Origin of the sequence: Streptomyces coeruleofuscus (genome assembly GCF_039532725.1) — a bacterium.
GTDB classification, from domain to species: domain Bacteria; phylum Actinomycetota; class Actinomycetes; order Streptomycetales; family Streptomycetaceae; genus Streptomyces; species Streptomyces coeruleofuscus.
In genome coordinates this window covers 132,473-144,856 of the sequence record NZ_BAAASE010000003.1, presented here as the reverse complement: position 1 = coordinate 144,856, position 12,384 = coordinate 132,473, and the positions used below count along the sequence as shown (strand labels likewise).

Below are 12,384 nucleotides of genomic sequence, written 5' to 3'. Positions count from 1 at the left end.
TGCTTTTCACCGCAGCGTAACCCGACGGGGAAAGGTGAACGGGCTGTTGTGCGTTATCCGATGATCAGTGCGATGGACGCGGCACGTCCGCTCGTGCCGGCAGCTCCGCGGACCGTCGTGTCACCCGCTCCAGATGCCGGGCGAGGACCTCCCGCGCCTCCGGCGTCAGGGTCCGCAGTGCCACCAGTGCCGTGATGACGACATCGCACAGCTCCGCCTGCACGTCGTCCCAGGTGTGCGTCACGCCCTTGCGCGGGTTCTGGCCGGTCGCGCCGATCACCGCCTCGGCGACCTCCCCGACCTCCTCGGACAGCTTCAGGACGCGCAGCAGCACACCCTCGCGGCCCTCGATCGGACGGTGGGAGTCGAGCCACTCCCACAGGGTGTCGACGGTGGCCCACAGGTCGGGCGGGGGCGGGGCCTGAGGCGTGTGATCGTTCATGGGGCGGCAGCCTGCCACGAGGGTCTGACAGTGAGGCGCCCCCGACGGCTACTCCATGAACTCCTCTTCGAACAGCGGGTCCTGCTCGCCCTCCTTCGCCTTCCGCAGCCGCCGGGCACGCGCCCCCACGACCAGTGCCGTCCCCGCCGCCGTCGCAGCGAACGCCGCCGGAATCATCCAGCCCCGGTTCACCGCGTGCCCGAGCGCGTGGTCCAGGGAGAGCCTTCCCGGGCCGGTGACGGCCAGGCCGGCGGCCGTGAGGCCCAGCGTCGCCGCGTACTCGTAGCCGCCGCCCTGGTTGAAGAAGCCGTTCGGCGTGTGCACCGCGGCCGCTCCGGCCATCGCGCCGGCCGCCGCGGCCCCGGCGGCCGGTGTGGCGAGGCCCAGGGCCAGCAGCGCGCCGCCACCGGTTTCGGCGAGGCCGGCCGCCGTCGCGCTCGTCTTGCCGGGAACGTAGCCGACGGACTCCATGAACTGGCCGGTCCCCTCGATGCCGTGCCCGCCGAACCAGCCGAACAGCTTCTGCGTGCCGTGCGCGGCCAGCACACCGCCCGTCCCCAGCCGAAGCAGCAGCAGGCCCAGATCACGTCGGTCGTAACGCCTCACGTCGTCTCCCGGAGCAGACAGCAGGAACAGGGGAACACTCCCCGTCGCGTTTCCACGGTCGCACCCCTGACACCCCCCGGACCCGCCCGGGACGCCGTTCGGGTGGCACGGGTGGCGTGGCGGGGCGGCCGGTACGAGGCTGACCGGCATGACGATTCAGACGACGCGCCTCAGCGATCCGGCCGTTCGCGCCTTCGTGACCGCCGTGAACAACCACGACCGCGAGGCCTTCATGGCGCTCCTCGCACCCGGCGCGACCATGGCCGACGACGGCTCCGACCGGGACCTCGCCGACTGGGTGGACCGGGAGATCTTCTCCTCCCACGGCCACCTGGAGGTCGACAACGAGTCCAACGGCGGCCGCGCCCTCATCGCCCGCTACAACAACGACACCTGGGGCGAGATGCGCACCCGGTGGAGCTTCACCGTGGACGACGACGGCCGGATCTCCCGCTTCGAGACCGGACAGGCCTGAAAACCGCACTCCGCCGGGCCTTGCCTTCGCCTGCGCTCCAACTCCTAGCATCCCCGGGCATGGAAACCACACGGACGCTGGGACGCAGCGGCATCGAGGTGAGCGCCCTCGGCTTCGGCTGCTGGGCCATCGGCGGCGAATGGCAGGGGACCGACGGACAGCCGCTCGGCTGGGGCAGGGTCGACGACGAGGAGTCGGTCCGGGCGGTGCGGCGCGCCCTCGACCTGGGCGTCACCTTCTTCGACACCGCCGACACCTACGGCGCCGGACACAGCGAACGCGTGCTCGGCCGGGCCCTCGGCAAGCGCAGGGCCGATGTCGTCGTCGCCACCAAGTGGGGCAACGTGTTCGACGAGGACACCCGGACCCGCACCGGCGGCGACGCCTCCCCGGCCTACTTGCGCCGCGCCCTGACCGCGTCCCTGGACCGGCTCGGCACCGACTACGTCGATCTCTACCAGTTCCATCTCTCCGACGAGGACACCGAGCAGGCCGCCCAGCTCCGGGACGCGTGCGAGGAGCTGGTCCGCGAGGGGCTGATACGGGCCTACGCGTGGAGCACCGACGACCCCGCACGCGCGGCCGTGTTCGCCGAGGGGCCGCACTGCGCCGCCGTCCAGCACACGCTCAACGTGCTCCAGGACGCGCCCGCGATGATCCGGCTGTGCGAGGAGGCGGGCCTGGCGAGCATCAACCGCAGCCCGCTCGCCATGGGGCTGCTCACCGGGAAACGCCGGGCCCGGCAGCCGTTGGAGGCCGGTGACATCCGCAGCAGGCCCCCGGCCTGGCTCCAGGGTTTCGGCGACGGATCCGGCGCCGACCCGGAGTGGCTCGCCCGTATCGACGCCGTCAGGGACGTCCTCACCAGCGAGGGCCGCACGCTCGGCCAGGGCGCCCTGGCCTGGTTGTGGGCGCGCAGCCCGCGCACCATTCCCATCCCGGGCTTCCGGTCGGTCCCCCAGGCCGAGGAGAACGCGGCGGCGCTGGAGAAGGGGGCACTGACCGACGCGCAGCTGACCGAGGTCGACCGGCTGCTCGGGCGGTGATCCCACGCCCCGGCCCGGGTCGCCGGCCCCCTTGACGTAAACGGCAGTCGTTCCACACGCACCGGTGCGTACTCCGCGGTCCCACGCGGGGTCCACCCCCACCCGGTGCCGTGGAACGACTGCCGTCGCCCCCCTGGACATGGCCTACGGAAGCCCTCAGCCGGAGGTTCTCTGCTCCAACTGTGAAGCTTTCGTGTAGGCGAGTTGAGCATAGGCGTCCCACCGGCCGCAATGGTGCGGACGTTCAAATTCCGTTTGTGCAAGTTGACGAGTTGACGAATGTGCGCCCCGGGGTCAGCCGCGCCCGACGTACGGCATCGCCGTGGCCAGTACGGTCGCGAACTGCACATTCGCCTCCAGCGGCAGCTCCGCCATGTGCCGCACCGTGCGGGCCACGTCGGCGACGTCCATCACCGGTTCCGGGGCGGTCTCGCCGTTCGCCTGAAGCGCTCCCGTCTGCATACGGGCCGTCATGTCGGTGGCCGCGTTGCCGATGTCGATCTGCCCGACGGCGATGCGGTACGGCCGCCCGTCCAGCGACAGCGATTTGGTCAGGCCGGTCAGCGCGTGCTTGGTCGCGGTGTAGGCCACCGAGTGCGGGCGCGGCGTGTGCGCGGAGATCGAGCCGTTGTTGATGATCCGCCCGCCCTGCGGCTCCTGCTCCTTCATCTGCCGGTACGCCGCCTGCGCGCACAGGAACGCCCCGTTGAGGTTGGTGTCCACCACGTGCCGCCACGCCTCGTAGGGCAGCTCCTCGACCGGCACGCCGCCGGGCCCGAACGTGCCCGCGTTGTTGAACAGCAGGTCGACCCGCCCGAAGCGCTCGGCGGTGGCGGCGAACAGCGCGGTCACGTCCTCGGGCCGTGAGACGTCCGTCCGTACGGCGAGAGCCGCACCCCCGGGCACCAGGGCCGCCGTCTCCTCCAGCGCCTCGGCGCGCCGCCCCGCCAGCGCCACCGACCAGCCGGAGCGCAGCAGTTCCACGGCGACCGCCCGGCCGATGCCGGAGCCCGCCCCGGTCACCACCGCGATCGCATTCTCCTTGGCATTCATGGGCCCGCAGCGTACGGGAGGGCCCGCCATGCGCTACGTCACGGTCGCCTGGGACGGGAGTCGGCGCGGGCCGACTTCAACACCGTTGCCGTACGTGACCAGGCAGGGGCGCCGGTCACGACGGCCGCGTCCTTCGTGACTCAGGTGGGGGAGCAGGGGCTCAAGCCGGCGTGAGCTCGGCCGTGAGGTCCTCGTCCGGGGTCTCGCCCGGGTAGCGGACGCCGACGCGGTCCCGGATCGCGTCGAGCGTCCGCATCACGGCGAGGGTGCCGTCGAGCGGGACGAGCGGGGACTCGGTCTCACCGGCGCGCAGCGCGCGCATCACCTCGGCCGCCTCGTGACGGAGGCTGTTGCGGGGTCCGTCCGCCGGGTCGGCCGTGAACTCCTCGGGGTCACGGCCGTCCCGGTGCAGCACGAAGCGGTCCGGGAAGAAGAAGCCGTGCGGGATGTCGATACGGCCCTGCGAGCCGGTGACCGAGGCGGAGGTCGCCGTACCGCCGACGATGGAGCAGTGCACCGAGCCAAGAGCGCCGCTCTCCCAGGAGAGCAGCGCTCCCGTCTGGAGATCGACGCCCTCCTCGGAGAGCACCGCTCGCGCCGCGATGTCCGACGGCTCCCCGAGCAGCAGCTGCGCGAACGACACCGGATACACGCCCAGATCGAGCAGCGCGCCCCCGCCCAGCTCCGGGTTCCGCAGCCGGTGCGAGGGCGGGAACGGCCCGGCCAGCCCGAAGTCCGCCTGGACCGTACGAACGTCACCGATCGCGCCGTCGTCGACCAGCGACTTCAGCCGCCGCACCATCGGGTTGCAGTACATCCACATCGCCTCCATCAGGAAGCGCCCGTGCTCCCGCGCCAGCGCGACGAGTTCCGCCGCCTCGCGCACGTTCAGCGTGAACGGCTTCTCGCACAGCACGTTCCGCCCGGCCGCCAGACACAAACCGGCGGCGGTCCGGTGGGCCGTGTGCGGCGTGGCGACGTAGACGACATCGATGTCCTCGTCCCGGGCGAGCGCGTCCCAGTCGCCGTACGCCCGCGGGATCCCGAACCGCTCCGCGAACGTCTTCGCCGACGCCTCCGACCGGGACGCCACCGCCACGACCTCCGCGTCCGGCAGGTCGATCAGGTCCGCGGTGAACGCCGCCGCGATCCCTCCGGTCGCCAGGATCCCCCACCGCACCGTGTCCGCCGTCATTCCCGCCCCGCCTTCACCTCGTAACCCGAGCAGTACGTACGAGCTGAGAGCATAGGTGGCGATCGACTCGAAGAGGGAGGGACTCATGCCCGAGGGTGGGGCGTCCATACCGAACACCGCGCAGGGGGCCGCAGCCGGGACGGAGCGGCCCGACCTCACACCGCAACGCCGCACCGGGCTCCTGGTCACCTTCCTCCTCGGCAGCCTGACCGCCGTACCCCCGCTGGCGATGGACATGTACCTCCCGGCCCTGCCGGAGGTCACCCGCGCCCTGCACGCTCCCGCCGCGACCGTTCAGCTCACCCTCACCACCTGCCTGGCCGGCATGGCGCTCGGCCAGCTCGTGGTGGGACCGATGAGCGACCGCTGGGGGCGCCGTCGCCCCCTCCTCGCCGGACTCGGCGTCTTCATCGTCGCCACCGTCTTGTGCGCGCTCGCGCCCACCGTCGAACTCCTCGTCGCCTTCCGGCTGGCGCAGGGCCTCGCGGGCGCGGCCGCCATCGTCATCGCCCGGGCCGTCGTCCGCGACCTGTACGACGGCATGGCCATGGCCCGCTTCTTCTCCACCCTCATGCTGATCTCCGGGGTCGCCCCGATCGTGGCGCCGCTGATCGGCGGGCAGGTCCTGCGCGTGACGGACTGGCGGGGCGTGTTCGTCGTCCTCACGGTCATCGGCATCCTGATCGGGGCCCTGGTCTGGACGAGGCTGCCCGAGACCCTGCCGCCCGCGCAGCGCCACAGCGGCGGCGTCGGCGAGGCCCTGCGCTCGATGCGCGGCCTGCTCGCCGACCGTTCCTTCGCCGGCTACACCCTCACCGGCGGCTTCGCCTTCGCCGCCCTCTTCGCCTACATCTCGGCGTCCCCGTTCGTCATCCAGGAGATCTACGGCGCCTCCCCGCAGACGTTCAGCCTGCTGTTCGGCGTCAACTCGGTCGGGCTGGTCCTCGTCGGCCAGATCAACGGCAAGATCCTCGTCGGCCGGGTCAGCCTGGACCGCGTCCTGGGGATCGGCCTGGCGATCGTCACCACCGCCGCGACCGCGCTGCTGCTGATGTCCCTGGGCGTGTTCGGCGAGGTCCCCCTCGCGCCCGTCGCCGTCGCGCTGTTCGTGCTGATGTCCGCCATGGGCATCACCCTGCCCAACACCCAGGCCCTCGCCCTGATGCGCACCAAGCACGCCGCCGGCTCGGCGTCCGCCCTGCTCGGCACGTCGTCGTTCCTCATCGGCGCGATCGCCTCCCCGCTCGTCGGCGTCGCCGGGGAGGACACGGCCGTCCCGATGGCCGTCGTCCAACTGGCCGCCGCCCTGGTGGCACTGGCCTGCTTCGTGGGAATGTGCCGACCCTGGAGGTCGGACGGGAACACGGCCGGGAAGTCGGACGAGAAGACGGACGGCAGGCGCGCGAGCGTGGAGGGAGAGGACAGCTGAGCGCACCAAGACTGCGCGACGGCACGCCGGAACGGGCCGGACTCGACCCCGGGGAACTGCGTCACCTGGTCCGGGAGGTCCACGTCCTCACCACCGGGCAGCGTCCCTGGGCGCCCGGCGCGGTCGTGGTCGTCGGCCGCGGCCCGGTGATCGCGGTCGAGGAGGCGGCGGGCTGGGCCGTCCGCTACGCGGCCTACGACGAGGCCACCGACGCGGGTGTGGAACTGCCGCCCGAGGAGCGGGTCCCGATGACCGTCGGCACCCCCTTCGACCTGGCGTCCCTGACCAAACTGTTCACAGCCGTGGCCGCCGTCCAGCAGATCGAGCGCGGGACCCTGGGCATCGACGCGAAGGTGGGCGCGTACCTGCCCGACTTCACGGCGGCCGCCCGCCACGGCATCACCGTGCGGCAGCTGCTCACCCACACCTCCGGCCTGCGGCCCGAACTCCCGCTGTACGACTGCGCGGACGTGGCCGAGCGGCTGGCCGCGCTCCGGGCGGAGGCGCCGGTCGAGGCACCGGGCACGTACCGCTACTCCGACCTGAACATGCTGCTCCTCCAGCACGTCCTGGAACGCCTCACCGGCCGCACGCTCGACGTCCTCTTCCGCGACGGCATCACCCGGCCGCTGGGCATGACGGCGACGGAGTTCGGGCCGTGCCCCGGGGCGGCGGCGACCGAGGACCAGCGGCGTCCGTGGGCCAAGGCGGACCGGGGGATGCTGCGGGGCGAGGTGCACGACGAGAACGCCTGGGCGCTGGGCGGCGTGGCGGGCCACGCGGGCCTGTTCTCCACCGGCCGGGACCTCGCGGTGTTCTGCCGCACCCTCCTCGCCGGCGGCTCCTACGGCCCCGCCCGCATTCTGGGCCCCGACTTCGTCGACCTCCTCTTCACCCCACCCGGCCTGGGCTTCTCCCTCGACCAGCCGTGGTTCATGGGCGACCTGGCGGGGCGCGGCGCGGCGGGCCACACGGGCTTCACAGGCACGTCCCTCGTCCTCGACCCGGCGACGGACACGTTCCTGATCCTCCTCACCAACGCGGTCCATCCCCGCCGCCGCCGCCCGGACAGCGCGCCGAGGGCGGCGGCGGGGTCGCGGATGGCGCGGGCGGTGCGGGGGATGTGAGAGGGGGAGCGACGGGGTGCGGGGCGCTCAGGCGGGGTCAGTGTCCGTGCGAGCTGCCAAGAGGCCCTTCCAGCGTACTGGCGTACTGCCTGGCCGGGCGCCCTTTCGGGTTCATGGTTCGGCGCTCCGGGGTTCCCCGCCCGGTCGGAGAATCTGGCTCGCGGCCAGTTCGCGGTAGAGGGCGCTGTCGACCAGCAACTCCTCGTGGCGTCCGCCGGCGGCTGTGCGGCCGTCGTGCAGCACGACGATGTGGTCGGCGTGCTGCACGGTGGACAGGCGGTGCGCGATGACCAGCAGGGCGCACTCCTGGGCGACGTCCTTCATGACGGTGGTGAGTGCCGATTCGTTGATCGCGTCGAGGTGGGAGGTGGGCTCGTCCAGCAGGAGTAGCGCGGGGCGGGCCAGCAAGGCGCGGGCGAGAGCGACGCGTTGGCGTTCGCCGCCGGAGAGGGTGCTGCCGCGTTCGCCGATGACGGCGTTCAGGCCCCTCGGCAGCCGGTCGACGACTTCTTCGAGTCGAGCCAGTTCCATGACGCGCCGGATCTCCGCTTCCGTGGCGTCGGGCACGGCGTAGGCGATGTTGTCGCGCAGGGTGCCGTGGACGACGTGGGCGTTCTGGTCGACCACGGCGATGCGGCGGCGGCATGCGTCACGGGTGAGTTCGGCCGCGGGCAGCCCGTCGAAGAGCACGTCGCCCGCGTCCGGCTCGTAGAACCTCGCCGCCAGGGCGAACACCGTGCTCTTGCCGGCTCCGGACCGACCCACCAAGGCGACGTGCTGCCGGCGCGCGACGGAGAACGAAACGCCGCGCAGGACCGGCCGGTCCGGGTCGTAGCCGAAGCGGACGTCGCGCAGGGCGAGGGCGGGCTGTTCGAGGGGGGTGGACGGCCTGGCCGGCGGGGGTGTGTGCGCGTGGACTCTCGGGACCCGCGGTGCGGTGGGCTCGACGGGCAGACGGAGCGCCTCGTCGATGCGCTGGTAGGCGCCCATCCCGCGTTGGATGAGGCCCACGGCACGGAAGACGGAGGACAGCGGCAGGACGAGGTACGAGGCGTACAGCAGGAAGGCGACGAGGTCGCCGAGGGAGCCGGACTGGCCGTTGACGCGCAGGCCGCCGACGACCAGGACGATGAGGAAGGAGCCCTGCACGGCGAGTTCGACGGCGGGGCTCATGACCGAGGCGAGCTTCGCGGTGCGTACCCCCGCGCCGTAGGCCGCCTCGACACGCGCGCCGATGGCCGCCGCCTCGCGCTCCTCGGCGCGGTGCACGCGGAGCATCGGCAGGGCACCGAGGGCGCGTTCCAGGTCGGCGGCGATGGCGCCGATCGCGTTCTGCATGTGTTCGGACGCGCTTCGGATACCCGCCAGCAGCGAGGCGACGACCAGGGCAGCCCCGGCCACGGTGGCAGCGACCAGGAGCAGCAGCAGGGGGTCCAGCCACGCCATGAGGACGATCGCGCCGGCGGCGACAAGGCTTCCTGTCACCAGATCGACAAGGGCCTGGGCCACGACCTCCCGGAGTACGGTGGTGTCGGCCGTCACCCGGGAGATGAGGTCGCCGCCCCGGTGGCGGTCGTATTCCCTCATCTCCAGCCGGAGCAGCCGCCCCACCAGCCCGTGCCGGAGCTGCCGTACGACACCTTCGCCCATCCGTTCCAGAAGGAAGCGCCCCGCGGCTCCCGTCGCCGCTTCGGTGACGAACAGCGCGCCGAGCAGTGCCAGCAGTGGCCAGATGACCTGCCCTCGGCCGCTCGCGTCCACGACCTGCTTGGCGACGAGCGGCTGGGTCAGTCCCAGGGCGGAGCCTACGAGGGTCAGTACGGTGGCGACGGCGATGGCGCTCCGGTGCCCGGCGGTGAGCCGGTACATCGTGGCCACCGCCGCCCGGGTGGACTTGTCACCCTCGGCGACCGGGGCCCGGCCGCCGTTCACAACGGTCGTGCCGGTCATCGGTCCGTCGGTCGTGGCAGCGGGTCGACGGCCACCAGCCGGGCGAAGTAGCCTTCCGGCACACCCTCGCCGACGGGACGGCCTTCCGCCTCGATCCAGGCGTGCGCGGTGAAGGGCGGGACGACACGGACGCCGGTGCACCAGGTCGGCCACGTTCCGCCGAGCCGGCACAGCAGTGCCGCCCCCAGGGAACGCGGCAGGCACCCCTTGGGTCCGGCACAGCGCAGACTGGCGGCGCACATGGCGTCGCGCGCGTTCTGCGCCTGAGCAGTGGTGGCGGGCGCGGCACCGCGCCGCAGGACGCCGAGTACGGTGCGGATGCGGCGGGGCGGCAGGAGGGCAAGGACAACGGCGGGGAGCAGGACGAGGCGGGCGGCCAAACGCCGGGCCAGGGGAACATCGGTGGGCCGTTCCAGCGCGCTGGGCGTCGTCATGAGGCGAGCCCCGAGCTCCGCAGCTGGCCTACGAGCGTCTCGACGTCGCGTAGTGCCTGTGCCTGGTCGATGTCGAACTCCCGGATCAGGGCGGCGGCCGCGTCCGACTCCTCGCCGCCGTCGAGCAGCGTCCGCACCACCAGGGTGGCCGTCGGGTTCAACTCCCAGTAGTCGCCGGCGCGTTCGTCCAGCAGTACCGTGCCGTAGTCGGTCTCGGCCGTGGAGACGTTGTCGCCGAACCGCAGGGGCATGTGGGGGCCTTTCTGACGTGGGGATGTGGTCAGGGGTGGGGGACTCGGGCACGGCCGCGGGCGAGTCCCCGCAGCCACACCTCGGCGGCGATCGTGGAGTAGAGGATGGCGTCGGACAGTCCCGGGGAGGCGGGCCGCCGGGCGAGGCGGCGGAGTTCGGCGCCGTCCACCAGGCCCAGCTCCTCCAGCCGCGAGCCTTCCCACAGGGCCAGCAGGTCGGCGCGGTGTTCGCGCAGCCCGTTGGAGGCGTCCATGGATGCCGTGGCCTTGTTGGCCCGCCGCAGGCAGGCCTCGGGCACGATCCCGCGCATCGCGGCGCTCAGCACTGGCTTGTACCGCCACGGCGTGACGCGCTCGCTCGGGCGTACGGCGAGACACGCCTCGATGACGCGGTCGTCGAGGAAGGGAGAGGCCATCGGCAGGCCGGCGCGGGCCGCCATCCGGTCCCACTGCCGGATGACGCGGGTGCATGCCCGGATCTGCTCCAGGTCGGTGTGCAGACCACGGTCCGGATGCAGCGGCGAGGCCGTCGCCGCGGCCTCGAGCAGCGCCCGGCGGGCCATCCGTTCGGCCTCGGGAGTCACCCAGTCGAACAGGCGCGGCGCCATGCCCCAGCCGAGACCCGTCGCGACGGACGGGGGCAACGGGCCACGCAGGTGGCCGGCGGCGTCGGCGAGCCACTTCCCGTACGGCCGGGCGTCGGCGAGCGCGCGGACCGTGCCGCCGAGCGGCCACTGCCACAGCGCCCGGAACCCACGCAGCTGGCGCAGGGCGAAGAGCGGACGGGTGCGCAGCAGCCGGTGGTAGTACGCCTCGGAGCACCACGCCACGTGGTCGCCGCCGATGCCGGTCAGGTGCAACCGGCTGCCGCGTGCGGCGAGGCCGGGCAGGTGGTGCAGGACCCGGGAGCGGTCCATGACGCCGATGGTGGGCTCGTCGAGCAGGTCGTCGATGCCCAGCAGGTCCTCGTAGACCAGCGGCGAGGCGTCGGCGTCCCAGACCACGTGTTCGACGTCCGGCAGGTGTCCCATCGCCTGTTCGGCCCAGTACAGGTCGGTGTCCGCGGGATCGCGCCCCGGCCACGTGCTGGCCACCACGCGGGCGGTGGAGCGGTCGGCCAGGAAGCAGACGGAGGTGGAGTCGAGGCCGCCGGACAGGTCGCAGCTCACCACACCGCCCTGCCGGGTACGCGCGTCGACGGCCTTCTCCAGCGCCGTCCGGATCTCAGGCGCCGCTGCGGCGAGCGGCCGGACCGGCTCCGGCGGTGTCCACCAACGGGTGTGCCGTACGGTGCGCCCGTCGGCGGCGACGACGACGGCGTCCTGCGGAGGAACGGCGGTGACCGCCCGCCACAGGGAGGTCTCGGACAGGGGATAGGGGGCGGGCCACAGCAGCCTTACGGCCAGTTCCTCGACGTCGGGTTCGAGGCCCAGGGCGGCGGCGAGCGTGTCGGCACGGGTGGCGGCCACCCGTTCGCCGTCGATCTCCGCGTGGAAGACGAGCCGCAGTCCGGAGGCGGTGCCCTGAACCCTGATCTGACCGTCGAGGGCCCCGACGAGGTGGAAACTGCCGGGGAGGGACCGGGCCAGTGCGTCGAGCTCCGCGAGATCGCGCAGTCGTGCGGTCCGGCGCCGCAGTTCGGCTGCGTCGATCGGGCAGCAGCCGACGACGGCGATGGCGGCGTCGCCGGTGTTCGCCGTGACGACCTCGTCGTCGTTCCAGTGGCCGACCAGCCAGGGGCGGCCCGACGCATGCGCGAGGGTCCGGCTTCCGGGGCGGGCGAAGGAGCGGGCCACGGCGGCCGCGTCCGCGCGGTCGGTGAAGACCGCGAAGTGCGCGTCGCCGGGGCCCGTCCCCGCACTCTCGTGCAGTTCAGTCATGACGTAGGGTCAGGGACCGTCGGTCGTCAGTTCTTGCTCAGGATCAGCCGGTCGTTGCCGGAGCGCTGCAGGAACCCCGTCTCCTTCCGGAACGTGCCGAGACGGACGAGCGTCGGCGCCTCATATGCCTTCTTCATGACTACTCCTCACGTGCGGGTTTACCCGACCATCTCCCTGACCGACGCCCGGGGCTCTGCCCGGTGTGCCGTCGGTCTGCCCAGGCTCATCGGGAACCCGGCCAGGAAATGGGCGCAGCACCTAGCTAGGTGCAGAACGTGAGCCCATGGCAAGAGCGTTTACGAAGCTCATATAATGTGCAGAATTCGAAATCCCCTCAGTGTGCGCCCCTCTCTTTGTGATTCTTTTTGTCGCTGCATTGTTTTGCGGCTCGGGTGTGCGCTTATCGGGAGAAACGTTTTGACGGGTGTCCTGGCCGCTGCCTGCCGTTCCTCCCGGACGCGCCTGACGACGACCAGGGGCAGGCGCCGCCGGGCGC

General features: G+C 72.4%; 13 protein-coding genes. 4 read left to right on the top strand and 9 right to left on the bottom strand.

Annotated features, from left to right (window positions below; genetic code table 11):
* Positions 1-64 precede the first annotated feature (64 nt).
* Together ABFX81_RS11980 and ABFX81_RS11975 are read right to left on the bottom strand one after the other, a co-directional pair.
* Positions 65-442 (bottom strand): nucleoside triphosphate pyrophosphohydrolase family protein, encoded by a 378-nt coding sequence (locus ABFX81_RS11980; RefSeq protein ID WP_086846747.1) that lies wholly within the window; start codon positions 440-442, stop codon positions 65-67.
* 48 nt (positions 443-490) lie between these two features.
* Positions 491-1,048, bottom strand: coding sequence for a DoxX family membrane protein (locus ABFX81_RS11975; RefSeq protein ID WP_086846734.1), 558 nt, complete (start codon positions 1,046-1,048; stop codon positions 491-493).
* Positions 1,049-1,196: 148 nt separating this feature from the next.
* On the opposite strand from ABFX81_RS11975, the gene ABFX81_RS11970 reads away from it, so the two are divergent.
* Together ABFX81_RS11970 and ABFX81_RS11965 are read left to right on the top strand one after the other, a co-directional pair.
* Positions 1,197-1,523 carry a hypothetical protein gene (locus ABFX81_RS11970; protein ID WP_086846736.1) on the top strand — a complete coding sequence of 109 codons (327 nt, stop codon included), beginning with the start codon at positions 1,197-1,199 and terminating at the stop codon, positions 1,521-1,523.
* 59 nt (positions 1,524-1,582) lie between these two features.
* Complete coding sequence (locus tag ABFX81_RS11965; protein WP_086846738.1) at positions 1,583-2,569, top strand: aldo/keto reductase; 987 nt, start codon at positions 1,583-1,585, stop codon at positions 2,567-2,569.
* A gap of 294 nt (positions 2,570-2,863) precedes the next feature.
* Here ABFX81_RS11965 and ABFX81_RS11960 read toward each other — a convergent pair whose 3' ends face one another.
* Together ABFX81_RS11960 and ABFX81_RS11955 are read right to left on the bottom strand one after the other, a co-directional pair.
* Positions 2,864-3,622, bottom strand: a complete 759-nt coding sequence (locus tag ABFX81_RS11960) for an SDR family NAD(P)-dependent oxidoreductase (protein ID WP_086846741.1) — start codon at positions 3,620-3,622, stop codon at positions 2,864-2,866.
* Between the two features lie 160 nt (positions 3,623-3,782).
* Positions 3,783-4,817 carry a Gfo/Idh/MocA family oxidoreductase gene (locus ABFX81_RS11955; protein WP_086846744.1) on the bottom strand — a complete coding sequence of 345 codons (1,035 nt, stop codon included), beginning with the start codon at positions 4,815-4,817 and terminating at the stop codon, positions 3,783-3,785.
* Positions 4,818-4,902: 85 nt separating this feature from the next.
* On the opposite strand from ABFX81_RS11955, the gene ABFX81_RS11950 reads away from it, so the two are divergent.
* Together ABFX81_RS11950 and ABFX81_RS11945 are read left to right on the top strand one after the other, a co-directional pair.
* Complete coding sequence (locus ABFX81_RS11950) at positions 4,903-6,246, top strand: Bcr/CflA family efflux MFS transporter (RefSeq protein WP_086846746.1); 1,344 nt, start codon at positions 4,903-4,905, stop codon at positions 6,244-6,246.
* Positions 6,243-7,373 (top strand): serine hydrolase domain-containing protein, encoded by a 1,131-nt coding sequence (locus tag ABFX81_RS11945; RefSeq protein ID WP_346138189.1) that lies wholly within the window; start codon positions 6,243-6,245, stop codon positions 7,371-7,373. The genes ABFX81_RS11950 and ABFX81_RS11945 overlap by 4 nt, the downstream gene beginning before the upstream one ends.
* Before the next feature lie 111 nt (positions 7,374-7,484).
* On the opposite strand, the gene ABFX81_RS11940 is transcribed toward ABFX81_RS11945, so the two are convergent.
* From ABFX81_RS11940 to ABFX81_RS11920, 5 genes are read right to left on the bottom strand one after another with little or no spacing between them, the layout of a single operon-like run.
* Positions 7,485-9,323: an ABC transporter ATP-binding protein gene (locus ABFX81_RS11940; protein WP_346138030.1), complete on the bottom strand. Its 1,839-nt coding sequence runs from the start codon at positions 9,321-9,323 to the stop codon at positions 7,485-7,487.
* Positions 9,320-9,757, bottom strand: a complete 438-nt coding sequence (locus tag ABFX81_RS11935) for a lasso peptide biosynthesis B2 protein (RefSeq protein WP_346138029.1) — start codon at positions 9,755-9,757, stop codon at positions 9,320-9,322. The genes ABFX81_RS11940 and ABFX81_RS11935 overlap by 4 nt, the downstream gene beginning before the upstream one ends.
* Positions 9,754-10,008, bottom strand: coding sequence for a lasso peptide biosynthesis PqqD family chaperone (locus tag ABFX81_RS11930; RefSeq protein WP_086840722.1), 255 nt, complete (start codon positions 10,006-10,008; stop codon positions 9,754-9,756). Before ABFX81_RS11930 ends, ABFX81_RS11935 begins: the two co-directional genes overlap by 4 nt.
* Before the next feature lie 29 nt (positions 10,009-10,037).
* The gene (locus tag ABFX81_RS11925) at positions 10,038-11,888 is read right to left on the bottom strand and encodes a lasso peptide isopeptide bond-forming cyclase (protein WP_086840720.1); all 1,851 of its coding nucleotides are present in this window, start codon (positions 11,886-11,888) and stop codon (positions 10,038-10,040) included.
* A 26-nt stretch (positions 11,889-11,914) separates the two neighbouring features.
* Positions 11,915-12,025 (bottom strand): keywimysin-related RiPP, encoded by a 111-nt coding sequence (locus ABFX81_RS11920; RefSeq protein ID WP_346138028.1) that lies wholly within the window; start codon positions 12,023-12,025, stop codon positions 11,915-11,917.
* Between the last annotated feature and the right edge of the window lie 359 nt (positions 12,026-12,384).